The 26,234-nt window shown below is 69.5% G+C and carries 26 protein-coding genes; 19 read left to right on the top strand and 7 right to left on the bottom strand.

Annotated features, from left to right (window positions below; translation table 11 throughout):
* Window positions 1–64: 64 nt before the first annotated feature.
* From AB0H50_RS15195 to AB0H50_RS15185, 3 genes are read left to right on the top strand one after another with little or no spacing between them, the layout of a single operon-like run.
* Window positions 65–310: a DUF2630 family protein gene (locus tag AB0H50_RS15195; RefSeq protein WP_357451952.1), complete on the top strand. Its 246-nt coding sequence runs from the start codon at window positions 65–67 to the stop codon at window positions 308–310.
* Window positions 307–1,743 (top strand): NAD(P)/FAD-dependent oxidoreductase, encoded by a 1,437-nt coding sequence (locus AB0H50_RS15190; protein WP_357451948.1) that lies wholly within the window; start codon window positions 307–309, stop codon window positions 1,741–1,743. Before AB0H50_RS15195 ends, AB0H50_RS15190 begins: the two co-directional genes overlap by 4 nt.
* Window positions 1,744–1,756: 13 nt before the next feature.
* Window positions 1,757–3,268, top strand: a complete 1,512-nt coding sequence (locus AB0H50_RS15185; protein ID WP_357451946.1) for a carboxylesterase/lipase family protein — start codon at window positions 1,757–1,759, stop codon at window positions 3,266–3,268.
* Window positions 3,269–3,272: 4 nt separating this feature from the next.
* Here the strand turns inward: AB0H50_RS15185 and AB0H50_RS15180 are convergent, their stop codons facing one another.
* Together AB0H50_RS15180 and cobF are read right to left on the bottom strand one after the other, a co-directional pair.
* Complete coding sequence (locus AB0H50_RS15180; RefSeq protein WP_357451943.1) at window positions 3,273–4,142, bottom strand: DNA-formamidopyrimidine glycosylase family protein; 870 nt, start codon at window positions 4,140–4,142, stop codon at window positions 3,273–3,275.
* Between the two features lie 47 nt (window positions 4,143–4,189).
* A complete protein-coding gene (cobF, locus tag AB0H50_RS15175) occupies window positions 4,190–4,930 on the bottom strand; it encodes a precorrin-6A synthase (deacetylating) (protein ID WP_357451940.1) in 741 nt (246 codons plus the stop codon).
* Window positions 4,931–5,015: 85 nt separating this feature from the next.
* On the opposite strand from cobF, the gene AB0H50_RS15170 reads away from it, so the two are divergent.
* From AB0H50_RS15170 to polA, 6 genes are all read left to right on the top strand, one after another.
* A complete protein-coding gene (locus AB0H50_RS15170) occupies window positions 5,016–5,816 on the top strand; it encodes a thymidylate synthase (RefSeq protein ID WP_357451937.1) in 801 nt (266 codons plus the stop codon).
* The gene (locus tag AB0H50_RS15165) at window positions 5,813–6,328 is read left to right on the top strand and encodes a dihydrofolate reductase (protein ID WP_357451934.1); all 516 of its coding nucleotides are present in this window, start codon (window positions 5,813–5,815) and stop codon (window positions 6,326–6,328) included. Before AB0H50_RS15170 ends, AB0H50_RS15165 begins: the two co-directional genes overlap by 4 nt.
* A gap of 172 nt (window positions 6,329–6,500) precedes the next feature.
* Window positions 6,501–6,827, top strand: coding sequence for a LuxR family transcriptional regulator (locus AB0H50_RS15160; RefSeq protein ID WP_357451931.1), 327 nt, complete (start codon window positions 6,501–6,503; stop codon window positions 6,825–6,827).
* Between the two features lie 219 nt (window positions 6,828–7,046).
* On the top strand, window positions 7,047–8,717 hold the full coding sequence (locus AB0H50_RS15155; RefSeq protein WP_357451928.1) for a DUF885 domain-containing protein: 1,671 nt from the start codon (window positions 7,047–7,049) through the stop codon (window positions 8,715–8,717).
* A gap of 183 nt (window positions 8,718–8,900) precedes the next feature.
* A complete protein-coding gene (locus tag AB0H50_RS15150) occupies window positions 8,901–9,794 on the top strand; it encodes a neutral zinc metallopeptidase (RefSeq protein ID WP_357451925.1) in 894 nt (297 codons plus the stop codon).
* Window positions 9,795–9,896: 102 nt separating this feature from the next.
* Window positions 9,897–12,623 carry a DNA polymerase I gene (polA, locus tag AB0H50_RS15145; protein ID WP_357451922.1) on the top strand — a complete coding sequence of 909 codons (2,727 nt, stop codon included), beginning with the start codon at window positions 9,897–9,899 and terminating at the stop codon, window positions 12,621–12,623.
* A gap of 90 nt (window positions 12,624–12,713) precedes the next feature.
* Here the strand turns inward: polA and AB0H50_RS15140 are convergent, their stop codons facing one another.
* The gene (locus AB0H50_RS15140; protein WP_357451919.1) at window positions 12,714–13,313 is read right to left on the bottom strand and encodes a TetR/AcrR family transcriptional regulator; all 600 of its coding nucleotides are present in this window, start codon (window positions 13,311–13,313) and stop codon (window positions 12,714–12,716) included.
* A gap of 65 nt (window positions 13,314–13,378) precedes the next feature.
* Between AB0H50_RS15140 and AB0H50_RS15135 the strand changes: the two genes are divergently transcribed.
* Entirely contained in the window at window positions 13,379–14,665 is a 1,287-nt protein-coding gene (locus tag AB0H50_RS15135) for a DUF3533 domain-containing protein (protein WP_357451917.1), read from the top strand.
* A gap of 129 nt (window positions 14,666–14,794) precedes the next feature.
* Here the strand turns inward: AB0H50_RS15135 and AB0H50_RS15130 are convergent, their stop codons facing one another.
* On the bottom strand, window positions 14,795–15,109 hold the full coding sequence (locus AB0H50_RS15130; RefSeq protein WP_357451914.1) for a DUF6191 domain-containing protein: 315 nt from the start codon (window positions 15,107–15,109) through the stop codon (window positions 14,795–14,797).
* A gap of 340 nt (window positions 15,110–15,449) precedes the next feature.
* On the opposite strand from AB0H50_RS15130, the gene AB0H50_RS15125 reads away from it, so the two are divergent.
* The gene (locus AB0H50_RS15125) at window positions 15,450–15,875 is read left to right on the top strand and encodes a 2-keto-3-deoxygluconate kinase (RefSeq protein WP_357451911.1); all 426 of its coding nucleotides are present in this window, start codon (window positions 15,450–15,452) and stop codon (window positions 15,873–15,875) included.
* Window positions 15,876–15,939: 64 nt separating this feature from the next.
* Here AB0H50_RS15125 and trxA read toward each other — a convergent pair whose 3' ends face one another.
* Together trxA and AB0H50_RS15115 are read right to left on the bottom strand one after the other, a co-directional pair.
* A complete protein-coding gene (gene trxA, locus AB0H50_RS15120; RefSeq protein ID WP_357451908.1) occupies window positions 15,940–16,311 on the bottom strand; it encodes a thioredoxin in 372 nt (123 codons plus the stop codon).
* A gap of 48 nt (window positions 16,312–16,359) precedes the next feature.
* Window positions 16,360–16,881 (bottom strand): 2'-5' RNA ligase family protein, encoded by a 522-nt coding sequence (locus AB0H50_RS15115; RefSeq protein ID WP_357451905.1) that lies wholly within the window; start codon window positions 16,879–16,881, stop codon window positions 16,360–16,362.
* A gap of 79 nt (window positions 16,882–16,960) precedes the next feature.
* Here AB0H50_RS15115 and AB0H50_RS15110 point away from each other — a divergent pair, with 79 nt between their 5' ends.
* On the top strand, window positions 16,961–18,046 hold the full coding sequence (locus AB0H50_RS15110; RefSeq protein WP_357451902.1) for an isocitrate/isopropylmalate family dehydrogenase: 1,086 nt from the start codon (window positions 16,961–16,963) through the stop codon (window positions 18,044–18,046).
* Window positions 18,047–18,059: 13 nt separating this feature from the next.
* On the opposite strand, the gene AB0H50_RS15105 is transcribed toward AB0H50_RS15110, so the two are convergent.
* Window positions 18,060–18,404: a hypothetical protein gene (locus AB0H50_RS15105; RefSeq protein WP_357451899.1), complete on the bottom strand. Its 345-nt coding sequence runs from the start codon at window positions 18,402–18,404 to the stop codon at window positions 18,060–18,062.
* Here AB0H50_RS15105 and AB0H50_RS15100 point away from each other — a divergent pair.
* From AB0H50_RS15100 to AB0H50_RS15070, 7 genes are all read left to right on the top strand, one after another.
* Window positions 18,300–18,959, top strand: coding sequence for a hypothetical protein (locus tag AB0H50_RS15100; protein WP_357453381.1), 660 nt, complete (start codon window positions 18,300–18,302; stop codon window positions 18,957–18,959). The two genes, AB0H50_RS15105 and AB0H50_RS15100, sit on opposite strands and share 105 nt — an antisense overlap.
* A 45-nt stretch (window positions 18,960–19,004) precedes the next feature.
* Window positions 19,005–20,192, top strand: a complete 1,188-nt coding sequence (locus tag AB0H50_RS15095; protein WP_357451896.1) for a lipid-transfer protein — start codon at window positions 19,005–19,007, stop codon at window positions 20,190–20,192.
* 2 nt (window positions 20,193–20,194) lie between these two features.
* Complete coding sequence (locus AB0H50_RS15090; RefSeq protein WP_357451894.1) at window positions 20,195–20,653, top strand: MaoC family dehydratase N-terminal domain-containing protein; 459 nt, start codon at window positions 20,195–20,197, stop codon at window positions 20,651–20,653.
* Window positions 20,650–21,060 carry a MaoC/PaaZ C-terminal domain-containing protein gene (locus tag AB0H50_RS15085; RefSeq protein ID WP_357451891.1) on the top strand — a complete coding sequence of 137 codons (411 nt, stop codon included), beginning with the start codon at window positions 20,650–20,652 and terminating at the stop codon, window positions 21,058–21,060. The genes AB0H50_RS15090 and AB0H50_RS15085 overlap by 4 nt, the downstream gene beginning before the upstream one ends.
* 71 nt (window positions 21,061–21,131) lie before the next feature.
* Window positions 21,132–21,962: an SDR family oxidoreductase gene (locus AB0H50_RS15080; RefSeq protein WP_357451888.1), complete on the top strand. Its 831-nt coding sequence runs from the start codon at window positions 21,132–21,134 to the stop codon at window positions 21,960–21,962.
* Window positions 21,963–22,004: 42 nt separating this feature from the next.
* Window positions 22,005–23,210 carry a TetR/AcrR family transcriptional regulator gene (locus AB0H50_RS15075; RefSeq protein ID WP_357451885.1) on the top strand — a complete coding sequence of 402 codons (1,206 nt, stop codon included), beginning with the start codon at window positions 22,005–22,007 and terminating at the stop codon, window positions 23,208–23,210.
* Window positions 23,211–23,421: 211 nt separating this feature from the next.
* Window positions 23,422–25,869, top strand: a complete 2,448-nt coding sequence (locus AB0H50_RS15070) for a nitrate reductase (protein ID WP_357453378.1) — start codon at window positions 23,422–23,424, stop codon at window positions 25,867–25,869.
* Window positions 25,870–26,234 lie beyond the last annotated feature (365 nt).

The following is a 26,234-nucleotide window of genomic DNA, read 5'->3' as shown; positions in this document are numbered from 1 at the left end:
TCCGTAACCGCAACCGGTCGCTGCACGCCTGGCCGCATACCTCCGAGTATCGAAGTGGTGACTCATGACCGAACAGGACATCCTGGAACGCATCAAACAACTGGTCGACGACGAGCACAAGCTCCGCTCGAAGGCGACCTCGGGCGAGGTCGACCCGGTGACCGAACGGCAGCGGCTGGCCGAGCTGGAGGTGATGCTCGACCAGTGCTGGGACCTGCTTCGCCAGCGCAGGGCCAGGATCTATGTGGGCGCGTCCCCTGACGACGCGCAGGTCAGCCCGCCGCGCCAGGTCGAGGGCTACCTGCAGTGAGCTCCGAGCCGTCCGCCGAATACGACGTCATCGTGATCGGCGGCGGGCCCGCAGGGGAGAACGCCGCCGCCTACGCCATCGCGGGCAGCGACCGCACCGCCGCGATCGTCGAGCGCGAACTGCTCGGCGGCGAATGCTCGTATTGGGCCTGCATGCCGAGCAAGGCGCTGCTGCGCCCTGGGCATCTGCTCGCCGCCGCGCTCGCCATGCCCGGCATCGACGCCAACGGCCTCGACGTCGAGGCCGTGCTCGCCCACCGCGACCGGATCGTGCACAACCATGACGACTCCGGCCAGGTCGACTGGGCCCAGCAAAGCCGCATCGAGGTGATTCGCGGCGCCGGGCGACTCGCCGGGGAACGCCTCGTCGAGGTCGGCGGCCGCACGCTGCTGGCCAGGCACGCGGTGGTGCTCGCGACCGGAACCCGAGCCCGCGTCCCCGACGTGCCCGGCCTGTCCGACGCCCTCCCTTGGACCTCGCGCGACGCGACCAACCTGCACGAGGTCCCGCGGCGCGCGGTGCTCGTCGGCGGCGGCGTAGTGGCCTGCGAATCGGCGACCTGGCTCGCCACGCTCGGCTCCGAGGTCACCATGCTGGTTCGCGGTAAGGCACTGCTCGGCAATGCCGAGCCGTTCGCGCGCGAGCGGGTCGCGAGCGCGCTCGCCGACTCGGGCGTGCGAGTGCTGTTCGAGACCGAACCGGAGAGCGTCACGCGCGCGGAGCCGAAGGACACCGGTGAGGGCCGTATCCACGGCGGCGCCGTCACCGTGCGGACGCGCGGCGCATACACCGAATCGATCGAGGCCGACGAGATCGTCGTCGCGGCAGGCCGGGGACCGGCGACCGCGGAACTCGGGCTCGCCGCAGTCGGATTGGCGGACGGATACGTCGCGGTCGACGATCACTTGTCCGCGCGCGAAGTCCCCGGCGACTGGCTGTACGCGGTGGGCGATGTGAATCACGGTCCTGCACTGACGCATATGGGCAAGTACCAGGGCAGGGTCTGCGGCGACGTGATCGCCGCGCGCGCCGAGGGCCGCCCGCTCGACGCAGCGCGCTACGCCGCGACCGCCGACCACGAGCAGGTCCCGCAGGTGGTGTTCACCAGCCCCGAGGTCGCCTCGGTCGGTCTCACCGAGGCGGCGGCCCGCCGCGCGGGCTACGACGTCGACACCGTGGAGATCGACATCGCGGTCGCCGGTTCGTCACTCGCTCGTGAGAACTATTCCGGCCGAGCCAAGATCGTCGTCGACACCGCCGCCGACATCCTGCTCGGCGCGACCTTCGTCGGACCGGAGATCGGCGAGCTGCTGCACGCCGCGACCATCGCGGTGGTCGGCAAGGTCCCGCTCGACACCCTGTGGCACGCCGTGCCCGCCTATCCGACGGTCAGCGAGATCTGGTTGCGTCTGTTGGAGGCCCGCCGCGCGTAGCTACCATCGATCAATGGTGGCAACGATCGACATCGAGACCGCCGACGGTGTTGTCCGTGGTCGCCGTGGCCGCCGCGTCGTGCGCTGGCGCTCACTGCCTTACGCCGCGCCGCCGGTGGGAGACCTGCGATTTCGAGCCCCGCAACCGGTGCGACCGTGGGCCGGGGTGCGCACCGCCACCGAGTTCGGCTTCGCGTCCATGCAGCACAGGGCGGGCGCCCGTATCGGCCCGAGGGCGTACCAGCCGACCAGCGAAGACTCGCTGACACTGAATGTCACCGCGCCCGCGGCGCCGTCCACCGGCCCGCGACCGGTGCTGGTGTTCATCCACGGTGGCGCCTACCTGATCGGCACCTCGGCGCTGGCGCTGTATTCGGGCGCGCGGCTCGCGCTGCGCGGCGACGCGGTCGTGGTGTCGCTGAACTATCGGCTCGGCGCGTTCGGTTACGTCGATTTCAGTGGCTTCGGCACGCCGCAACGCCCCTTCGACGCCAACCTCGGCCTGCGCGACCAGGTCGCCGCGCTGGAGTGGGTGCGGCGCAATATCGCCGAATTCGGCGGCGACCCGGACAATGTCACGATCTTCGGCGAATCCGCCGGCGCGCACGCCGTGCTCGCGCTGCTCGCCACCCCCGCCGCGCGCGGACTGTTCCACCGCGGCATAGCCCAGAGTCCGCCCGCCGATTGGGCATTGAACGCCGAGGACGCCGCGACCTTCGCCCGCCGCTGCCTCGACGCGCTCGGCGCCGATCCCGCCGACGCGGCCCGCGCGCTGATCGAGGCGCCCGCCAACGACATCCGCAGGGCCGTCGACCGCACGAGCGACGCGGTGCTGAGCGAGCGGCCCGGTCTGTTCCCCATCTGCCCGGTGGTGGACGGCGACTACCTGCCGCTGTCTCCGGTCGACGCGATCGTCGCGGGCGCGGCGCATCGAGTTCCGCTCATCATCGGCACCAATCGCGAGGAGGGGACGCTGTTCGCGCGCTTCGCCGACAAGCTGCCCACCAATCCAAGACGCCTGCACGCCATGTTCGACCGCGCGGGTGGGGAATTCGAGGCCAAGGTCACGGCGGCCTATCCGGGTTACCCGCAGCCTCGGGTGGCGGTGCGCATGGGCGGTGACTACGTCTTCTGGCGTCCGTCCGTCACGGTGATGGAAGGGCACAGCCGCTACGCGCCGACCTATGCCTACCGCTACGACTTCGCCCCGCGCGCACTGCGACTCGCGGGCATCGGCGCGACCCACGCCACCGATTTGATCCCGGTTTTCGGCGCCGCCGACAGCCCGGTCGGGCGCGCCTTCACCGCGGCGGGCGGTCGTCGCGGCCTGCTCGCGGTGACCGAGCTGTTCCAGGACAACTGGCTGTCCTTCGCCCGCACCGGCGCGCCGCTGCCGTCCTGGCCCGCCTACACCGAGGACGCACGGACCACGCTGATCATCGACAATCCGACCCGGCTCGAGCACGACCCGGATCGCGCGAAACGACTGGCCTGGCACGGCATTCGCGTGCCGACCCTGACCTGACGGCTCACTTCAACAGACGCGACATCCTGCGGTCGGCGAGCACCTTGCCGCCGGTCTGGCAGGTCGGGCAGTACTGGAAGGACCGTTCGGCGTAGGAGACCTCGCGGACGGTGTCGCCGCAGACCGGGCACGGCAGCCCGGTGCGGGCGTGTACCCGCATGCCCGAACGCTTCTCGCCCTTGAGCCGCGCCGCGTCCTGGCCGACCGAACGCTGGACCGCGTCGGTGAGCACGGTGCGCATCGACTCGTACAGCTGCGCGATCTTCTCCGCGGAGAGGGTCTTGGTGTTCGCGAACGGCGAGACCTTCGCGGTGTGCAGGATCTCGTCGGAGTAGGCGTTGCCGACGCCCGCCAGCAGCGACTGGTCGACGATCGCCGTCTTGATCCGCTGCGAGGCGCCGTGCAGGATCTCGGCGAACTGCGGCTCGGTGACCTCCAGCGCGTCGGGTCCGAGCCGCGCGATACCGGGCACCATTTTCGGATCCTCGACGATGTACACCGCGAGCCGCTTCTTGGTGCCCGCCTCGGTCAGGTCGAACGCGGGGGTCGCGCCATCGAGCGTGAAGAAGTGCACCCGCAGCGCCAGCGGGCTCTTGCCACCCGGTTTCGGCGGGGTCGGGCTCGGCTCGTCGATCCAGCGCAGCCAGCCGCCGCGCGACAGATGGGTGATCAGCCAGAGTCCCGAGCAGTCCATGCCGAGGAACTTCCCCCAGCGGTCGGCGCCGGTCACGTCCCGCCCGGACAGCGCAGTCACCGGCGGATCGAACGTCTTGACCGCGCTGAGCGCGGCGACGTCGACACGCCCCACCACGGCGCCGACCGCGTGCTCCCGCAGGAACTGCGCCAACGCTTCCACTTCCGGTAGCTCGGGCACGCGTCCCAGGCTACTCGGGGCCACCGACACTCGCGGGGCACGAACGATCAGTCGCGCCGCAAAAGGTAGATGTCCATGATCCAGCCTTTTTCGGCCCGCAACTGGGCTCGGCGCCGGAGAATCTCCTCCTGCACCTCGCGCAGCGGACCCGCGACGAGCGTCTCGTCGGGCATGCCGAGGTAGGCGCCCCACCAGATGTACAGGTCGTCGCCCGGCACCTCGGTGAAGGAGCACTCGCCGTCCAGCATGACCAGCGTCGAGCCGGGGCCCAGCCCGTCCTCGCGCAGCCGTCGGCCGGTGGTGACATGCACCGGCTCGCCGATCCGGTGCAGCACCATCCGATGCCGCGCGGCCAGCGCCTGCGCGCTGGTCACCCCGGGGATCACCTCGTAGTCGAAGGTGGTCCGCCCGCTGTCAAGCACCAGCTCCACCATGCGCAGGGTGCTGTCGTAGAGCGAAGGATCGCCCCAGACGAGGATCCCCCCGACGCCGTCCTCTGCCGCGAAAGCCTCCGCGAGCAGCGTGGCCCTGCGCTCGTGCCAGTCAGCGACGACGCCGCGATAGTCGGCGGGATCGCGGTCACGCGGCGGGTCGGCGATCTCGACGACCCGGTAGGGCCGCTCGACGTGCTCGGCCAGGATCGTGGTCCGCACGTCGAACAGCTCCTGTTTCTCGACGCCTTTGGCGATCACGAAGAACGTGTCGACCTGCCGCATGGCCTTGATCGCCTGCACCGTCACCTGGTCGGGGTCGCCCGCACCGATACCGATCACGAAGAGCTTGCGCATGTGCCCGAGCTTGCCAGCACCCCGCCGCCGCGCGGCACTCCGGGCGGCGCGGTCCGTGCTGGAGCGGACAGTAAGCTTGCCATTCGTGGCGACGGATACGCAGTACGAGGATTTGCTTCGGCTGGTGCTGGAGACCGGGACCGCGAAGGCGGACCGCACCGGTACCGGCACCCGCAGCGTGTTCGGCCACCAGCTGCGCTACGACTTGGCGGCGGGCTTCCCGCTGATCACCACCAAGAAGGTGCACCTCAAGTCGATCGTGTACGAACTGTTGTGGTTCCTGCGCGGCGATTCCAACGTCGGCTGGCTGCGCGAGCACGGCGTCACGATCTGGGACGAGTGGGCCGACCCGCGGGGCGAACTTGGCCCCGTCTACGGCGTGCAGTGGCGGTCATGGCCGACCCCCGACGGCGCGCACATCGACCAGATCACCGAGGTGCTCGACACCTTGCGCACCGACCCCGATTCGCGCCGCATCATCGTCTCCGCGTGGAACGTCGCCGAGCTGAACAAGATGGCGCTCGCCCCGTGCCACGCGTTCTTCCAGTTCTACGTGGCCGACGGCAAACTGTCCTGCCAGCTGTACCAGCGCAGCGCGGACCTGTTCCTCGGCGTGCCGTTCAACATCGCCAGCTACGCGCTGCTCACCCACATGGTGGCGCAGCAGACCGGGCTGGAACTCGGCGACTTCATCTGGACCGGCGGCGACTGCCACATCTACGACAACCACGTCGAGCAGGTCACCGAGCAACTCGGCCGCGCGCCCTACCCGTTCCCCGAGCTGCGCCTCCGTCGCGCGCCGAGTTTGTTCGACTACACCTACGAGGACATCGAAGTGGTTGGCTACCAACACCATCCGGCGATCAAGGCGCCGGTGGCGGTATGAGTTCGGCCGTGCGCACCCGCAGCATCGGCCTGATCTGGGCCCAGACACCCGACGGCGTGATCGGCTTCGAGAACACCATCCCCTGGCGCGTTCCCGAGGACATGGCCAACTTCCGCACTCTGACCTGGGGCCACCCGGTGATCATGGGCAGGCGCACCTGGGATTCGCTGCCGCCCAAGTTCCGCCCGCTGGCCGGACGGCGCAACATCGTGGTCACCAGGCAGCCGAACTGGTCGGCGCCGGGCGCCGAGCGCGCCGGTTCGCTGGCCGAGGCGCTCCAGCTGAGCGCGCCGGATCCGGTGTGGATCGCGGGCGGCGGCGAAATCTACCGCGCCGCCATGGATTTCGCGACCGAGCTGGTGGTGACCGAGGTGGAGATCAGCGTCCAGGGCGACGCGCACGCCCCCGCCATCGGTCCGGAATGGCACGCCGACGAACCCGAGGAATGGCGCACGTCCGCCACCGGGCTGCGCTTCCGCATCCGCCGGTATCTGCGCCGCGCCGCCGTCTGAGCGCACCCGCGTGGCAACACGCCGCTGACGGGCAGGCCCGGCAAACCCGGCACGCGAGCGGCCGCGGTCGGGCATACTCCTGGATATGCGGCGGTGCGGACCATCGTCCGCCCGAGCGCACCGAGCCGGTGACACCAGCCTGCACCGGCGGATGTGACGCGAAAGGCAGTCCATGGACAAGAAATCCCTGACCGCGGTCGCTCGCCAGCAATTGAAATTGGCCGCAACTGCCACCAGCGGGCGAAGCTCCCAGACCATCTACGGCGGCCACGCCCATACGCTGCGCCAGACCGTCGTCGGCCTCACGGCGGGCCAGAGCCTGGCCGAACACGACAACGCGGGCGATGCCACCCTGCTGGTTCTGACCGGCACCCTGACCCTGATCAGCGGCGCGAACGAATGGAAGGGCTCGGCGGGTGACCTGCTCGTCATCCCCAGGGCGCGGCACAGCGTGAAAGCGGTCGACGACGTGGCGTTTCTGCTGACGGTCGCGAAGTAACACACCCGCGCAGCGCCTACCGGCCCGCCCGGGAGAAGACGCGCGCTCCTCGCCCTCCCAACCACCCCGAGGGCGAGTCTTACGAGCCCGTTCGCGGCCGTCTCGCTTCCCAGCGGTCGAAGCGCATGCGACGAAGTCGCGAGTCTCGACCGCTGGGAAGCGAGACATAAGGGGCCGCGAACCCCGCGCGCGCCAGCGCGCCAAAGATACAGTGCTGGCATGGACGAGGAGCTGCTCGCGCTGGCCGACCGGTACTGGGACGAGACGTTGGCGGCGGCGCCCACCCTGGCGACGCTGCTGGGTGACCACCGCTTCGATGATCGCATCGAGGATCTCTCTCTCGACGCCGAACGGCGTCGGCTCGATTCCTTGCGCGATCTGCTCGGCCGGGTCGACGAACTCGACCCGGCCGGGCTCTCGCCCACCGACCGGGTGACCCGCAGCCTGTTGCGCGCGGAATTGGCCACGGCGGTGGATCATCTGGCGTGGCGGCCGTTGGAGATGGCCTCCGACCAGATGGACGGCGTGCACGCGGCGCTGCTCACCACGGCGCCGCAGATCAACGCGCCGCGGCCGGAGCACGCGCGAGCGCTGCTGCGGCGACACGAACAGCTCGGCGACATGGTGAGTCAGGCGGTGGACCGTTTCCGCGACGGTCTGGCCGCGGGCCGGGCGCCGGCCAGGATCACCATCGAGCGCTCGCTCAACCAGCTGGACGGCTACCTGGCTTCGGATCCGGCGAGCGATCCGTTCGTCACTTTCGCCGGACCGCAGGACTGGGACGGCGAGGCCGAGTGGCGCGCTGATCTGGCGCAGGTCGCCGGTGACGTGATCCGGCCCGCGTTCCAGCGGTACCGCGACGCGCTGGCCGGCGAGCTGCTGCCCGCGGCCCGGCCCGACGAGCGCAGCGGTCTGTGCTGGCTCGGCGACGACGGCGCCGAGATCTACCGCAGCCTGCTGCGCCACCACACCACGCTGCCCGATCTGGGCGCGGAGGAGATCCACGAGCTGGGGCTTTCCGAATTGGCTTTGCTGCGTGAGGAATACGCGCGGGTCGGTACGCGGCTGTGGGGGACGTCGGACCTCGCGGAGATCTTCGGCAAGCTGCGCGACGATCCCGAGCTGTGCTATCGCGACGGTGAGCAGATCATGGTCGACGCCAAGCGCTGCCTGGACGCCGCGACCGCCGAGATGGGGAACTGGTTCGGCAGGCTGCCCCGCCAGACCTGCGACATCGTGCCGGTGCCTGACTTCCTGGCCGCCGACGCCCCGACGGCGTACTACTTCCCGCCCGCCGCGGACGGCTCCCGTCCGGGAACGTATTTCGTCAACCAGCACGAGCCGCAGGGGCGCGGGCGCTTCGAGACCGCGGCGGTGGCCTATCACGAGGCGATCCCCGGACACCATTTGCAGCTCACCATCGCCAACGAGCTCGAGCATCTGCCGCGCTTCCAGCGGCAGTCCTTCGCCAACACCGCGTTCGTGGAGGGCTGGGCGCTCTACACCGAGCGGCTCGCCGACGAGATGGGTTTGTACGCCGACGATCTCGACCGGCTCGGCATGCTGGCGGGCGATTCGTGGCGTTCCTGCCGCCTGGTGGTGGACACCGGCATCCACGCGAAGGGCTGGAGCAGGCAGCAGGCCATCGATTTCATGGTGGCCAACGCTCCGGTCGGGCTGACCGAGATCACCGTCGAGATCGATCGCTACATCGCGATTCCCGGTCAGGCGGTGTCCTACAAGGTTGGCCAGTTGGAGATCAGGAAGCAGCGGGCGCTGGCCGCCGAGCGGTTGGGGGAGCGCTTCGACATCAAGGCTTTTCACGATGTGGTGCTCGGCTCGGGCTCGGTGAGCCTGCCGGTGCTCAGGGAGCTGGCCTGCACGCTGTGAGGGCGCGGCCCGGAACACTCGAGTTGCGGGTGGCCGTCGCGTCGGGTTCCATGAGGGAGCGTTGACGAAGCACGGTCAGGGGGGACGATGAACCGGCTCTTGGCAACTCGAATCCGAAGACGGATCCTCATCGCGCTGCTCTGTGGTGCGGTGCTGTTAGGCGCGGCGGCGAGTATAGCCGCGGTGAGCAACTCGCCTGCGGACGCGGGCGCGCTGCGGACCGGGAAATCGCTGGTCTCGACCGGCCCGGGTTTCGCGGGATCGGTCGGCGACGAGACGAATCCGGCGCGCGACGCCGCTCCGCCGATCGCGCCGGCGCCGCTGGCCGGACTGCCGCTGGCGGGCTCGCCGAACGCCTCGGCGACCCGCCCGGTGTACGCGTTGATCGACCATCCGCTGTTCGCCCAGCACGTCGGACTCGGTCGGGTCGACTGCGAACTGCCCGAATGGCATAGCGAGCCCGAGGCCGCGCGGGTGTTCTATCGCGCCGCGGTCCGCTGCCTCGACGCGGCGTGGGAGCCGACGCTGCGCGGCGCCGGACTGCCGTTCCGCTCGCCGCGGCTGGACGCGCCCGCCACCGTCGACGCGGTGCGCAGCGCCTGCCCGCAGGACGGGGGGCCCGCGTGGTACTGCGACACCGACGAGACGATCGTCATCCCGTACGACGCCGCGCGACCCGCCACCGCGCATTCGCGCCGGGGTGCGCAGCTGGCGCTGCTCGCCCACGAGTACGGCCATCACATCCAGCAGGTGGTCGGCGTACTGCGCGCCTACACCGACCTGCGCACCGAATCGGGCTGGCAGACCGTGGCGGGCCAGGAGCTGAGCAGGCGGCTGGAGCTGCAAGCCGGGTGCTTCGCGGGCATGTTCTTCGGCATCAATCACGGCCGCGGCGACATCGATCAGCGGACCTGGGACGACGCCGCCGACCGGGCTCGCGCCGTGGGCGACCGGCCTGGGGCACCTCGGGTGCTCGGTGCGCGTCACAACGCGTGGGGCTGGTGGAAGTGGGGCTCCGACAAGGGCGACACCTGGGAGTGCAACACCTGGTACGCCGACCAGGAGAACGTCGAATAGGGCTGCGCCACTACGTCCTGGTCGCGCCGCCGCGCGCCGGTGCGACATGTGTCCCGGTGTCGGCGTATCGGCTTGTCGGTGCCGGTCCCTAGACTCTGGGGCGTGAGCTCACCCACGACTGCCTCGCGTCCCACCGCCGCCGCCCCCGGCGACCGGCCGACACTGCTGTTGCTGGACGGGCATTCGCTCGCCTATCGCGCCTTCTTCGCGCTACCCGCGGAGAACTTCAAGACGGTGACGGGGCAGACCACCAACGCGGTGTACGGGTTCACCGCGATGCTCATCAACCTGCTGCGCGACGAGAAGCCGAGCCACGTCGCCGCGGCCTTCGACGTGTCACGCAAGACCTTCCGCACCGAGGCGTACCCGGAGTACAAGGCCAATCGCAGTCAGACGCCGGACGAGTTCCGCGGCCAGGTGGAGCTCACCAAGGACGTGCTCGGCGCGCTCGGCATCCCGGTGATGGCGATCGACGGCTTCGAGGCCGACGACGTGATCGCCACCGTCACCACCCAGGCGCAGGCCGAGGGCTTCCGCGTCCTCATCGTCACCGGTGACCGCGACTCGATCCAGCTGGTGAACGACGAGGTCACCGTGCTGTATCCGCGCAAGGGCGTCTCCGACCTGACCCGGTTCACCCCGGACGAGGTGATGACCAAGTACGGCCTCACCCCGAACCAGTACCCGGACTACGCGGCGCTGCGCGGCGACCCGAGCGACAACCTGCCCGGCATCCCCGGCGTGGGAGAGAAGACCGCCGCAAAGTGGATCCGCGAATACGGCGACCTGGCCACCCTGGTGGAGCAGGTGGACCAGGTGAAGGGCAAGGTGGGCGACGCGCTGCGCGCCAACCTCAGCAGCGTGGTGCTCAATCGGCAGCTCACCGAGATGGTCAAGGACGTGCCGCTGCCCTACACCCCCGGCCAGCTGGCGCAGGCGCCGTGGGACCGGGAGAAGATCCACCAGCTCTTCGACGACCTCGAATTCCGGGTGCTGCGCGACCGGCTGTTCGAGACCTTGGCCCCGCCGGAGCCGGAGGCCGAGTCCGGTTTCGAGATCTCCGGCGGCGCGCTTGCCGTCGGCGCGGTCGGTGAGTGGCTCGCCGAGCATGCGAAAGCCGGTGTTCGACATGGTGTTTCGGTGGTCGGCACGGGAACGCCCGGTAACGGCGACGTGCGGGCGCTTGCGATCGCGGCCGCCGACGGCGAGAGCGGCTACATCGATGTCACGGTGCTGGCGCCCGAGGACGAGGCGGCGCTGGGCGCCTGGTTCGCCGACGCCGCGGTGTTCAAGGCGCTGCACGAGGCCAAGTCGGCCGGGCACGCGCTGCGCGGACGCGGCTGGACGCTGGCGGGACTGACCAGCGACACCGCGCTGGCGGCCTACCTGGTCCGGCCCGGCCAGCGCAGCTTCAACCTCGACGACCTCTCGCTGCGCTACCTGCACCGCGAACTGCGCGCGGAAACCGACGCGACGCCGCAGCTCTCGCTGCTGGACGACGAGGACACCGTCGACGCCGAACTGGCGCAGGCCGAGATGCTGCGCGCCCGCGCGGTGCTCGACCTGGCCGCCGCGCTCGACCAGGAGCTCGAGCAGATCGAGTCCACCGCGCTGCTCACCGACATGGAACTGCCGCTGCTCGGCGTGCTCGCCACCCTGGAGGACGCGGGCATCGCGGTGGACGTCGAGCAGTTGGAGACGCTGCAGCGCCGGTTCGCCGACAAGGTGAGCGAGGCGGCCGAGGCGGCCTACGGCGTGATCGGCAAGCAGATCAACCTCGGTTCACCCAAGCAGCTGCAGGTCGTGCTGTTCGACGAGCTCGACATGCCCAAGACCAAGCGCACCAAGACCGGCTACACCACCGACGCCGACGCGCTGGAATCGCTGTTCGAGAAGACCCAGCACCCGTTCCTCGAGCATCTGCTCGCGCACCGCGACGCCACCCGGTTGAAGGTGACGGTGGACGGGCTGCTGAAGTCCGTCGCCGAGGACGGGCGCATCCACACCACGTTCAACCAGACCATCGCGGCCACCGGGCGCCTCTCGTCGACCGAGCCGAACCTGCAGAACATCCCCATCCGCACCGATACCGGACGCCAGATCCGCGACACCTTCGTGGTCGGCGCCGGGTACGCGGAGCTGATGACCGCCGATTACAGCCAGATCGAAATGCGGATCATGGCGCACCTGTCCGGCGACGAGGGCCTGATCGAGGCGTTCAACTCCGGCGAGGACCTGCACAGCTTCGTCGCGTCCAAGGCCTTCGACATCTCGATCTCCGAGGTGAGCCCGGAACTGCGCAGGCGCATCAAGGCCATGTCGTACGGCCTCGCCTACGGTCTGAGTTCCTACGGCCTTTCGGCGCAGCTGAAGATCAGCACCACCGAAGCGAAGGAGCAGATGGACATCTACTTCTCCCGCTTCGGCCGCATCCGCGACTACCTGTACGAGGTCGTCGAGCAGGCGCGCAAGGTCGGCTACACCGAGACGCTCTTCGGTCGCCGCCGCTACCTGCCCGACCTGGATTCCAGCAACCGGCAGCGCCGCGAGGCCGCCGAGCGGATGGCGCTCAACGCACCCATCCAGGGCACCGCCGCCGACATCATCAAGGTGGCGATGATCAACGTGCACAGCGCGATTCGCGACGCGGGCCTGCGCTCGCGGATGCTGCTGCAGATCCACGACGAGCTCGTCTTCGAGGTCGCCGAGGGCGAGCGGGAGGCGCTGGAGCGGCTGGCTCGCGAGCAGATGTCCGCCGCGATCGAGCTGTCCGTGCCGCTGGACGTGTCGGTCGGCACCGGGCGCAGCTGGGATTCCGCCGCGCACTGATCGCCGGCCCCACACATCTTTCGCACGCCGCACAGAGGCACCGACTGTGTGCGGCGTGCGAGGGGTGTGTGGGAAGGCGGGCCGACCGGGTCACCGGCGCGGGCGCAGTCCGTCCAGCATGTGGCCGGTCATCTCGTCCAGTAGCTCGTCGGCGGCCTCGGCGGCGATCACGCCGGAGCCGACGAACGTGGCCAAACCTTGCAGGATCGCGACGGCCGAGAGGGCGATGCGCCGGGGTTCGCCCGCGATCACCTCGCCGCGCGCCTGCGCGTCCGCGATCAGCGCGACCGGCGCCGCGAAGGCCCGGTCCACCGCTTCGGACATCGCATCGCTTGCTGCGGGGCTGTGCCTGCGGGCGAACATCAGCGCCAGCAGGGCCGAGTTCTCGGTCGCGAAGCGCAGGTAGGTCCGCGCCATCTCGCGGATACGGCCGCCGACCGAGTCGTCGGCCGCGGACCTCTCCAGCGCGACGCCCAGCTGCTGGAACCCGGACACCGCGAGGGCGTCGAGCAGCGCCTGCTTGTCCTTGAAATGCCTGGTCGGCGCCCCGTGGCTGACGCCGACGTCGCGCGCCAATTGCCGCAGCGACAGGCCGTCGACGCCGGACTCACGCAGCGTGGCCTCGGCGCGCTGCAGCAGCTCGGCGCGCAGGTCGCCGTGATGGTAGGCGCGGGTTCGGGCGATCGGCATGGTGTATGCAGGATAACAAAATGTAGTCATTGACTACTTTGTAGGCACTGCCTACATTTCTCGGTATGACGGTTCGGACCTTCACCGCCCCGATCGCCGTGCTGATGGTGTTCGCGGCGCTGCTCGCCACCATGTACCTCGGCTACGCAAGCAATACCGAGAAGAACCTGCACGACTTTCCCGTCGCGCTGGTCAACCAGGATGTCGGCGACACCCTCGACGGCAAGCCCGTCGACATCGGCGCTCAGGTCACCGACGCGCTGGTGGCCGGAATACCTTCGGATTCCGTCGATCTGCGCGTCGTCGGCATCGCCGAGGCGCGCAACCAGCTGCAGAACGGCGAAGTGTACGGCGCCATCGTGATCCCCTCGGACTTCACCAAGCGCCTCGCCATCCTCGGCGCGGCCGCGGTGGTGCCCGGCGAGATCGAGCGACCGGTCATCACGGTGCAGACCAATCCGCGCATCGGGCCCTACACCACCGGCATCATGCAGCGCATCGCGGACCGCGCGCTGACGCGGGTGGACGAGACCGTCGGCAAGAACCTCACCGATCAGGTGACCGCAGCGCTCGCGAACGGCACTCCCGTCGAGATGAGCGGCGCGGCAAGGCTTTTGCTGACCGACCCGGTGCAGATCGTCACCGCTCCCTACCGGCCGATGGACGACGGCGCGGGCCAGGGTCTGGTCGCCTTCTTCTATACGCTGATCCTGCTGCTCGCCGGATTCACCGGCGCCATGATGATCCACACGCTCATCGATTCGGTGCTCGGCTTCACGCCCACCGAGTACGGCCCCTGGTTCGTGCATCCGCCTGCCACGGGTGTCTCGCGCCTGCGCACCCTGCTGATCAAGTGGGGCGTCATCGCCACCGCGGCGCCGATTCTGTCGGCGATGTTCCTCGGCGTCGCAACGGCATTGGGCATCCCGCTCGGCAACGGGCCGCTGCTGTGGCTGTACGGCACCCTGGCCATCATCGCCGTCGGCATCACCGCCCTCGCGGTGCTCGCCGTCTTCGGCACCGCGGGCCTGTTGGTGAACCTGATCCTGTTCGTGGTGCTCGGCCTGCCCTCGTCGGCCGCCACCGTCCCGCTGGAGGCCACGCCCTCCTACATCTCGAAGCTGGCGGGCTTCGAGCCGATGCACCAGATCTACCTGGCCGTGCGCGCCATCCTCTTCTTCGACGCCCGCGCCTCCGCGGGTCTCGGGCAGGGCCTCTGGATGACCCTGCTCGGCCTGGCCATCGGCCTGGTCCTCGGCGTCGTCGCCACCCACCTCTACGACCGTCGCGGACTGCACCGCGCCGCCGCGTCGGATCCGGCGCCGGTCGCGATCCCTGTCGCGGCGGGCTGAGGCCGAGGCGTTGCGAGTGCACGACGAATTATGTTGTGCCGCTGACAACTTGGGGTATCTCGGCGGTTGACGTTCAGGTGTCGGGAGCTTTCCCGTGGGCGGGATCGGCTGCGCCGAGGATCGAATGGGTCAGTGTGACGGTGACCGGCGGACCAATCGCGCCGCGCCGGTGATCAGGTCCACCTCGTCGCGCGGCGGCGCGCCGTCCGACTTCGTCTCCCGATGCATCAGGGTGGTCTGGCGCTGCTCGAACTCGTAGTGCTTGGAGCCTTGGAAGGCCGCAGTCACCTCTTCGAACCCGGTGGCCGCCATGGGATGGCCGGAGCGGCGTTTGGTCCATGGCAGAAAACGACTGCCGGTGAGGCGGTTCCAGAGGACTTCGGCGAAGGCGAGGAGGATCAGCAGGAGGGCGAGCCCGGGGATGGTCATGGCGAGGAGACCCATGCCACAACGCTACCCGCACCGCGTGCGGTGTGAGCTGCGGCGATGATACCCGCGAGTAAACGAAATGGGGGTGCGAAAAGGTTGCTATCGGGCTTCGGAATGCCTATCCTCGATGCCGTGCCGAATCCCGCCGACCGCCACAGCGCAGCGCTCCGTGTCGCAGACCGCGACCGCGTTGTGCTACTCCCGCTCACCGCGATGGTGGCGCAGGCGCGACTTCTCGTAGTAACCCGCCGTAGCGGGGTCTGATTCGGACCGGCCCCTCCGCTGCGGGCTTCGATGTGTTGACGCTGGTCCCCTCCGCCGACATTTCTTCGGGAAGACCTACCTCACAATGACCATGCTCACCCTTGATACTCAGACGTTCATTGCCGCCGCGCCCAAGGGGCTGCGCGCGGAAGCCGCGGGCATGAGCCCGGCGGAGTTCTACGACCACTACTGCGGGCACACCGGCCCGGTCCGGCTCAGCGAGTTCGCCGCCGGTCACCACAGCGCCGAGTGCACCGCGACGCTCGAGTTCGCCGACCACCTGCGCACCGTGGCCACCACCGGCAGCCCGGTCGCGGCGCTCACCTCGGCTCTCTACGACGAGGGCTACCCGGTGGAGATTCTCCAGTTCCACCAGCGCCGCACCGCGGGCGGCACCGCGACCTTCGTCCGGTGCGAGCTCGACGGCAAGCGCGGATGGGGCGCGGCGTTCGCCGACGACGGCGCCGAATCCATCGTTCGCGCAATGATTTCCGGGATCAACCTGCTCGGTTCCTGAAACGGGCCGAAAACGCACGTCGGGCCGGGCTCCCCCGCGGGGGGCCCGCCCCGACGCGTACGTCTTATTCCGAAGCGGACTGCTGCTCGGCGAGCTGCTTGCGGACCTCGTTCATGTCGAGGGCCTTCACCTGGGTGACCAGGTCCTCGAGCGCGGCCGGCGGCAGCGCGCCCGGCTGCGCGAAGACCAGAACGCCCTCACGAAACGCCATGATGGTCGGGATGGAGCGGATGTTCGCGGCAGCGGCGAGGTTCTGCTCCGCCTCGGTGTCGACCTTGCCGTGTACGACGTCCGGGTGCTTGGCCGAGGAGGCTTCGAAGGTCGGCGCGAAGCTCTTGCACGGGCCGCACCACTCGGCCCAGAAATCGACGAGTACCACGTCGTTTCCGGTGACTACCTCGTCGAAATTCTGCTGGGTCAGGGTCTGGGTGGCCATGACGTCCTCTCGTTCGAATGTTGCCAGCTGTAACGCCGGGCTCGGCTCTTATCTTCCACGGCCCACCGGCCACTCGCGCCGCTGGTCGCCGTCCCACCGACGGATACCCGCGATCGTGGCGGGGAAATCACGATCGGCGGCCACGGCGTGCACCGCGTCGCCGAGCAGACGGATCGGTACCCGCCTGGCCAGCGTGATATGCGGCGTCCACGCGTCCGGGCGCAGATTGGCGGGCGCGCCGGGACATGGCGACACGATGTCGTAGACCCGTCTCTGCAGCGTGAGCAGCTGTTCGGTGGGCACGATCAGCCGCACCAGGATCGGGTGTCGTGCGCCGAACACCAGGACACCGCCGAGCCGCACCGGGAAAGGGTGGAAGATCAGCTGGTCGAGGGCGCTATCGATGCGCGGCCAGATCTGCCTGGCCACCGCGATCGTGATGTGCGGGCGGTGGGTCTCGATCGCCTTGGCCGTGACACTGGGCAGCCCGGCCTCGGCGAGCAGCGTCCACTGCCGCCGAATCTCGGCCTCGGCCGCGTCGTCCACCAGCAATTCGACCGACTGCACCATGATCTTCTCAACGTAGCCGCACGGCCGGTAATGGCGGGCCGGTTCCGGTGCGGCGCGGCGGCGGCGAGAGGATTGCCCGGTGAACGAGGTGAAGACAGCGGTGCGACTAGGGCTGATCGAGGGTGACGGGATCGGTCCCGAGGTGGTGCGCGCGACCAAGGCGGTCGTCGACGAGGCGCTGGCGGCGGCGGGTGCGGCCGCGGTGCAGTGGGTGCCGTTGCCGATGGGGCATCGCGCCATCGAGGAGTTCGGCACCGCGCTGCCGGATCACACGCTGCGCGGGCTCGAGGAACTCGACGCCTGGATCCTCGGGCCGCACGACAATGCGTCCTATCCGGCTGAGCATCGCGGCGCGGTGGCGCCTGGCGGCGCGATCCGCAAGCAGTTCGGCCTGTACGCGAACATTCGCCCGGCCCGCGCCTTCGCGGGCGTGCGCTCGGCGGCGCCGGACATCGACCTGGTGATCGTGCGCGAGAACAGCGAAGGGTTCTACGCCGATCGCAATATGTTCGCCGGTTCGGGGGAGTTCCAGCCGACCCGCGACACGGCGATGTCCGTCGGCGTGGTGACCCGGCGCGCCTGCGAGCTGATCGCGCACGAGGCCTTCCGCCTGGCCTCGGCGCGCCGCAAGCGGGTCACCATCGTGCACAAGGCGAACGTGCTGCCGATGACCATGGGTCTGTTTCGCGACGTCTGCTACGAAGTGGCGCGCGCCTATCCGGGCGTCGAGGTGGACGACGAGCATGTGGACGCGACGGCGGCGCATCTGGTCCGTGCCGCGGGCGATTTCGACGTGCTGGTCACCGAGAATCTGTTCGGCGACATCCTGTCCGATCTGGCGGGCGAACTGAGCGGTTCGCTCGGCATGGCCGCCTCGCTGAATTGTTCGGCCACCCGCGCGATGGCGCAGGCGGTGCACGGCGCCGCGCCGACCCTGGCCGGGCACAATCGCGCCAATCCGGTCGCGTTGCAGCTGTCGGCGGCGATGTTGTTGCGCTGGTTGGGAACTCGTGATGCGGATGCCGCGCTGCGCGCGGCGGCGGACCGCATCGATCGTGCGGTGGCGGCGACCTTCGCGGCGGGTATCGCGACGGCGGACCTGGGCGGCCAGGCCTCGACCGGCGAGTTCACCGAGCAGGTGTGCGCCCGGGTGCACCGCCGCTGAATCCGCCCGTGGCTCAGTTGCCCGCGGACAGTCCGGTGGCGAGCTTCACGACGACCTTCTGGTCGGTGACCTCCTGCACCGTGACGTTCAGGCCCTCGGCGGGCTGGGTCTCGCCGACCGGGACGTCGACCTGCTGGCCGCCGACCTTCATGGTGACCGTGTTCCCGTTCACCGCGACGAGCTCCGCGTCGATGCCGAGAATGTTCGCCTTGGCGTCCACGCCGCGGTCGAAGGTCACGGTGCACCCGCCGACATTGCATTCGGACTTGGTACCGGCCCCCTCCACGGTGCAGGCGGCCGCGCCGAGCGGGACGAGCAGGGCTACAGAGGACAGGATCATCAGCCGTCGAACACGCATCGGCCCAGTGTAGGGCGTAGGGCGAATCGGCGGCACGGTCCGCCACTCGCGAACCGCGGCACCGGCAGGCTCGCAGGATCGTGCGGCGCCTCGCGAAACTGTCCACGCGGCAACGGGCCCCAGCCGCGCGGCGCCTCGCAGCCGCGTGCCCGTCAGATCCTCGCCGGCGCGATGGTAGCGGAGGCCACGATGGCAGCGCTGAACATCGACAGCATCGAGGTGAGCCCGTGGGCGCTGCGCGAAGGTGTTGTCCTGCAACACATCGCGACTGGCCGACACCGAGGACGTCCTGCCGCTGACCCCAGCTCGCTCTCGCCGAGGAGCCCAATCTCGATCCGGTCCTCACCACGCTGGCCGGATATCGCTGAGACCGCCGCCGTCGACGTCTCGGCTGGTCGGCAGCCACGAACGCCTCGGCAAGTATGTGAACCTCTGATAGTGCCGAACGGGAAACGTCTTCCGGGGTCTATCTCCGCTCCGGTGTCTGGATACTCGACAAACAACCGTGGCAAGATCGTTTACAGAAGTCAACCCTTGTGCTGTCATTTCCCGTGATGTTCACTAAGTGAAATTTCGATAGCCACAATCGAGGAGAAGAAGATGGCTGGACGAGCAGTCGTCGCGGGTGTCGGGATGATTCCCTTCACCACGCCGAGCCGGACCGAGACCTACGACGTGATGGGCACCAAGGCGGCGCGGGCGGCGTTGGCCGACGCGGGCCTGGCGTACGAGAAGATTCAGCAGGCCTACGCCGGCTACGTATACGGCGATTCGACCTGCGGGCAGGCGGTCGTCTACGGCCTAGGCCTGACCGGGATCCCGGTGGTCAACGTCAACAACAACTGTTCGACGGGCTCGTCGGCGCTGTTCCTGGCCAGGCAGGCGGTCGAGTCCGGCGCCGTGGACGCGGTGCTCGCGGTCGGATTCGAGCAGATGCAGCGCGGCGCGCTCGCCATGGCCTACACCGACAGGCCGACGCCGTTCGACCGGTTCGACGCGGTGATGGACCGGATCCAGGAGCGCGACGACTCGCCGTTCGCCGCCCAGATGTTCGGCGGCGCGGGGCGCCAGTACGCCGAGCGGTACGGCACGTCGCCGGAGACCTTCGCCAAGATCTCGGTGAAATCGCGCAGGCACGCCGCGGGCAACCCGTACGCGGTCTTCAAGGACCCGGTCACGGTCGAGCAGGTGCTCGCCTCGCCGCACATCTACGGACCGCTCACCCGGTTGCAGTGCTGCCCGCCCACCTGCGGCGCGGCCGCCGCGGTGCTGGTCAGCGAGGAATTCGCGAAGGCCAACGGCATCGACGCCTCGGTCGTGATCCGGGCGCAGGCGATGACGACGGACTTCCCGTCCACCTTCGAAGAGCAGGACATGACGAAGATCGTCGGCTACGACATGGCGAAGGCCGCGGCCGAGCGGGTGTACGAGGCGTCCGGAGTGTCGCCCACCGACCTGCGGGTGGTCGAACTGCACGACTGCTTCACGGCCAACGAGCTGCTCACCTACGAGGCGCTCGGGCTGACGCCGGAGGGCACCGCCGAGAAGTTCGTCCAGGACGGCGACAACACCTACGGCGGCCGCGTCGTGACCAACCCGTCCGGCGGTCTGCTGTCGAAGGGGCACCCGCTCGGCGCGACCGGTCTGGCGCAGTGCGCGGAGCTGGTGTGGCAGTTGCGCGGACAGGCCGAGGCGCGCCAGGTGGACGGCGATCCGACCCTCGCCCTGCAGCACAACATCGGTCTCGGCGGCGCGGCCGTCGTCACGCTGTACGAGAAGGTGGGCTGACCGTGGCGATCGATCCCGCCGTCATCGGGACGGAACTGCCCTCGTCGACCCTGACGATCGACGCCGGACGGCTTCGCTTCTTCGCCGAGGCGATCGGCGAGACCAATCCGATCTTCACCGACCTCGCGGCCGCGAAAGCCGCGGGCTACGAGAATCTTCCGGTCCCGCCGACGTTCCTGTTCGTCATCGAACTGGAGAACCCGGACTCGTTCGGCTGGCTCGCGACGCTCGGCATCGACCTGCGGCGCGTACTGCACGGCGAGCAGTCCTTCGTCTACCACTCGACCGCCGTCGCGGGCGACGTGCTGACCGCGACGCCGCGCATCACCGATGTGGACAGCAAGAAGGGCGGCGCCCTCGATCTCCTGACGAAGACCGCCACCGTCACCAGGGCCGACGGCGCACTGGTCGCGGAACTGACCACGGTGGTCGTCGTCCGCAACCCGGAGGTGGCCCGATGACGACGCTCGACGCGGTGCGGGTCGGCACCGAACTCCCGCCGCTGCGCATCCGCCCGATCTCGCGCACCACGCTCGCGCTGTTCGCCGGCGCGTCCGGCGACCACAACCCGATGCACATCGATATCGACGTCGCCAGGTCCGCAGGGCTGGAGGACGTCTTCGCGCACGGCATGCTCTCGATGGCCTACCTGGGCCGGTTGCTCACCGATTGGTTTGCGCCGGAAGCGATCCGGTCCTACCGGGTGCGCTTCGCCGCGATCACTCCGGTGCACGGGGAGCCGACGGCCACCGGCACCGTCGTCGCCATCGACGACGTGGACGGCGAACGGCGCGCCACCCTCGAACTGGCCGTTATCCTCGCGGACGGAACCGTCACCCTGACGGGCACGGCCGTCGTCGCGCTGTGACGCCGCTGCTGGACGCACTGACCACTGCTGGACGTACTGACACACACCTCTGCTGAAAGGTACTGATACCCATGGGAACTCTCGACGGTAAGGTCGCCATCGTCTCCGGCTCGGGGCGCGGTATCGGCCGCGAGATCGCGCTGAAGCTGGCCTCCGAGGGCGCGGCGGTCGTTGTCAACGATCTCGACGCCGAACCGGCCGAGGAGACCGTCACCGCGATCGAAGGCGCGGGCGGGCGGGCGATCTCGTGCGTCGGCAGCGTCACCGACGAGGACTTCGCCGACCGGTTCGTGAGCACCGCGGTGGACTCGTTCGGCGGGCTGGACATCATCGTCAACAACGCGGGCTACACCTGGGATTCGGTGATCCAGAAGATGACCGACGAGCAGTGGGACGCGATCCTCGACGTGCACCTCAAGGCGCCGTTCCGCATTCTGCGCGCCGCGCAGCCGGTGATCGCCGGGCAGGTGAAGAAAGCGCGGGAGGCGGGCGAACCGGTGCCGTGTCGCAAGGTCGTCAACATCTCCTCGGTCGCGGGCACCGGAGGCAATGCGGGACAGTCGAATTACTCGGCGGCCAAGGCGGGCATCACCGGTCTGACCAAGACGCTCGCCAAGGAGTGGGGCCGCTACAACGTCACGGTCAACACCGTCGCGTTCGGCTTCATCAAGACCCGGCTGACCGAGGCCGCCGCCGACGGGCAGAGCACGATCGATGTGCAGGGCAGGGAGATCAAGGTCGGCGTCAACCCGAACCTGCTCGCCGCCATGGAGCAGATGATCCCGCTCGGCCGGGCGGGCACCCCGCGCGAGGCGGCGGGCGCTGTGTATCTGCTCTGCACGCCGGAATCCGACTACGTCAGCGCGCAGACGCTGATCTGCGGTGGCGGCTTCACCATCTGAGCCTGCGGCATTCGAGCCAGGGACCTTGCAGAATGTGACTCCGTGACCGACACCGATTCTCCGCTGCCGACCCGCCCCGCCAGGGGCACCCGGCCGACCAACCGGCGGGCACTCGTCGTGTCCGCCGCGGCGGAGCTGTTCGCCAGGGACGGATACGCCAACGTCGGCGTCGGTCAGGTGGCCGACGCCGTCGCGGTCGGCCCGTCGGCGCTGTACCGGCACTTTCGCAACAAGCAGGATTTGCTGCACGCGGTCGTCGCCGACGCATTGGTCACCTTCGAAACGCTGCTCGCCGAGCTGCGCGAGCACCCGGACGACGCGATGTCGGCGCTGGCGGCCGCGGTGCTCGCCCAGCGCCGGATGGGCGTGCTCTGGCGGCGCGAGTCCCGGCACCTGGACGGCGCGGCCCGCCGCGAGCTGCGGGAACGGTTGCGTGCCGTCGGCGCGAAGCTGGCCGAGCTGGTGCGGGCGCGCCGCCCCGCCCTGGATCCGCGCCGGGCCGACATGCTCGCTTGGTCGACGCTCGCGGTGGCGACCAGTATCTCCTTCCACCGGCTTCGGCTGCCCGGCGATCGCTTCCACCAGCTGCTCACCGAGATGATGACGGCGGTGTCCGATGCCGAGATCCCGGCGCTGGGACGCGCCAGGGTGGGCGCCGCCGATCCGGCCGACCGGTGGTACCCGTCGCGGCGCGCCGCGATTCTCGACCAGGCGGGCCGGCTGTTCGATCGGTACGGTTTCGCCGGGGTGGGCATCGAGGACATCGGCGCCGCCGTCGGCATCGCCGGGCCCAGCGTCTACAACCACTTCGCCAGCAAGGCCGAGATCCTCGTCGACCTGTTCGCCCGGGCGAACCTCATCCTGCAAGCCGACCTGCAACGCGACCTCGCCCGCGCGACCAGCGCCGCGGACGCGCTGCACCGGCTGATCGGCAGCTACACCGCGTACTCGCTGGAGAATCCGGCCCTGATCCGGTTGCTCATCACCTCCGAAGCCGACCAGCTCGGGCCCGAGGAGAGCCATCGAATGCGCGGAACCCAGCACGAGTACGTCTCCGAATGGGTGGGACTCCTGCGCGGGCACCACCCCCAGATGGATCCGACGGAAGCGCGCATCCGCGTGCACGCGGCGCTCGGCGCCGTCAACGACATCGCGGCGACACCGCATCTGCGCGCGTCCGCGGGCATCGACGCGGCCGCCAGGATCGTCTGCGGCGCACTACTGCGCATCGACCCGCCTCGCACCTGAGCGCGCGGGAGCTCCGGGTTACGGCAGGTTGGTCCGGAGGTGACCGCCGGTTCGCCGGCCAAGAGGGGACGACAGAGGTGCCGATATTGCCGGTGGCACCGACTACGACGACACGCATGGCTGTCGGTACGTCGGCCGTACCATGCGATTGCCGGATCGAACGGCCGCGCGGTCCGGGGTTGCCGTGCAGGTCGACGGGTACGCGGGCGATATGGAGAAGCGAGATCGGATAGCGGAACCGTGGGGGCACCGGCTCCCCTACGGCGCGGGGCAGCGGTGGCCCGAGCGGGTCGACATGTATCTGGTGGACGGCCTCGAGCCCGAGGATGTGCAGCTGTGGGTGCCGTCGGCGTCGATATTGAGCTCCAACGGCGACGCGTTCGACATCGCCGTCGTCGACGGCAGGATGGTCGGTGTCCGCGGCCGCGCGGTGGACCGGGTGAACCGCGGCAGGCTCGGCCCGAAGGACCTGTTCGGCTGGCAGGCCAACGCGTCGCCCGACCGCCTGACCCGCCCGCTGGTCCGCCGCGGCGGTGAGCTCGTCGAGACCGATTGGGACACGGCCATGGACCGCGTGGTGCGGCACAGCAAGACGCTGCTCGAGCGGCACGGTCCCGAGTCGATCGGGTTCTACACCTCCGGCCAGCTCTTCCTGGAGGAGTACTACACGCTGAGCGTGCTGGCTCACGCGGGCATCGGCACCAACCACGTCGACGGCAACACCCGGCTCTGCACGGCGACGGCCGCCGAAGCGCTGAAGGAATCTTTCGGCTGCGACGGTCAGCCGGGCTCGTACACCGACGTCGACCACGCCGACGTCATCGCGCTGTTCGGACACAACGTCGCCGAGACGCAGTCGGTGCTGTGGACACGGATCCTGGACCGGCTGGCCGGACCGAACCCGCCCGCGATCGTGTGCGTCGACCCGCGCCACACCCCGGTCGCCGCGCACGCCACCGTCCACCTCGCGCCGCTGCCCGGCACCAATGTCGCGCTGATGAACGCGCTGCTGCACGAGATCGTCGCCAACGGCTGGGTGGATCACGAGTACATCCACGAGCACACCGTCGGCTTCGACGAATTGCGCTCTCGGGTAAGCGAATGCACCCCCGAGCGGGCGGAGCGGCTCTGCGGCGTCGATGCAGGGGAGATCCGTGCGGCGGCCCGAGTGCTCGGCACCGCGACGCGGCTGCTGTCCACGGTGCTGCAGGGCTTCTATCAATCCCATCAGGCGACCGCGGCGGCGGTGCAGGTCAACAACGTCCACCTGATCCGCGGAATGCTCGGCCGCCCCGGCTGCGGAGTGTTGCAGATGAACGGGCAGCCGACGGCGCAGAACACCCGCGAATGCGGCGCCGACGGCGACATGGCCGGCTTTCGCAACTGGGCCAACGACGCGCACGTCGCCGAGCTGGCCGACCGGTGGCGGGTCGATCCCGACCGGATACCGCACTCGGGGCCGCCGACCCACGTGATGAAGATGATCCGGTCCGCCGAGCAGGGCGACATTCGGATGCTGTGGGTGAGCGCCACCAACCCGGCGGTGTCGCTGCCGGAGCTGGCGCGCGTCCGATCGGTCCTCGCGCGCGAGGACCTGTTCCTCGTGGTGCAGGACATCTTCCCGACCGAGACCGCGGCCATGGCCGATGTCGTGCTGCCCGCCGCGGCGTGGGGCGAGAAGACCGGCGCGTTCACCAACGCCGACCGCACCGTTCACCTGTCGGAGCGGGCCGTCGACCCGCCTGGCGCGGCGAGGTCCGATCTCGACATCTTCCTGGACTACGCCCGCCGCATGGATTTTCGCGACCGGGACGGCGGCCCGCTGATCCACTGGCACGATCCGGAGTCGGCGTTCGAGGCGTGGAAGGCGTGCTCGGCCGGCCGCCCGTGCGACTACAGCGGCTTGACCTATGCGAAGTTGCGCGCCGGCTCAGGCATCCAATGGCCTTGCGACAGTGCGCGTCCGGACGGTACCGAGCGCCTCTACGCCGACGGGCATTTCTGGAGCGCACCCGACGACTGTGGGTCCTACGGCAAGGACCTGATCTCCGGGAAGCCGGTCGAGCCCGCCGAGTACCGCGCGCTGAACCCGGACGGCAAGGCGATCATCAAATCCGCCGACTATGTCCACCCGCGCGAGGCGCCCGTCGCCGACCATCCGTTCGCGCTGGTCACCGGGCGAACGCTGTACCAGTTCCACACCAGGACCAAGACCGCACGGGTACCGCAGCTGGACGCGGCTGCGCCGGAGGTCTGGGTCGAGATCTCGCGCGCCGACGCCGACCGCGCGGAGATCGGCGAGGGCGACCTGGTCGAGGTCTCGACGCGGCGCGGGTCGGTGCGGGCTCGCGCCCGCATCGGGCGGATCCGCCCCGGCGTGCTCTTCCTGCCGTTCCACTACGGCTACTGGGACCGCGGCGACGGTGCGCACGACCGGGCCGCGAACGAGCTGACCCCGACCGACTGGGACCCGGCGTCCAAACAGCCGATCTTCAAGACCGCGGCGGCGAACCTGCGGCGGGTGGCGCCCGGCGCCGACCCGTCCCCCGCGCCGACGACGACCGCGTCCGCCCCGGTCGACGCGTCCGTGGCGGCCACCACGGGGGGACCCGCGGCATTCGCCGTCGAACTCGACACCTCTGTGGGCGGCTCGACCTGAGCCGACAGGGGAGATGCGCGAAAATTCTTGTGCCGTAGCGCTTTTTGCGCGGCATCCGAGGAGCTGCGCGGTCCTGCACGGCCCGCTGAGCACGGTCGTACGACGCGGACTTCGCGTGGCGGACGAGCGACGACAGCACCCTACGAATAGCTAATGTCCAGCGATGCAGTGAGGTGGCCGTTTCCCGCGAAAGCGGATGTGACCCGTTCGGCACGGCGCGGCGCACCTCTCCGCTTCGGTGCTGGTTCGGGCATCGCGTCGCTCCCGTTCGTGCGCCGGAGCGACGCGTCGATCGCGACATGCGGGATAGGGCGGCAATTAGACGGCAACCCGCAGCGTGCGGTCATCGGACCCGAGGGTATGGT

Source organism: Nocardia sp. NPDC050793, from assembly GCF_040654065.1.
Classification (GTDB): domain Bacteria; phylum Actinomycetota; class Actinomycetes; order Mycobacteriales; family Mycobacteriaceae; genus Nocardia.
Note: the sequence above shows the minus strand (reverse complement) of the source record. Positions and strands in the feature narration are given on the sequence as shown.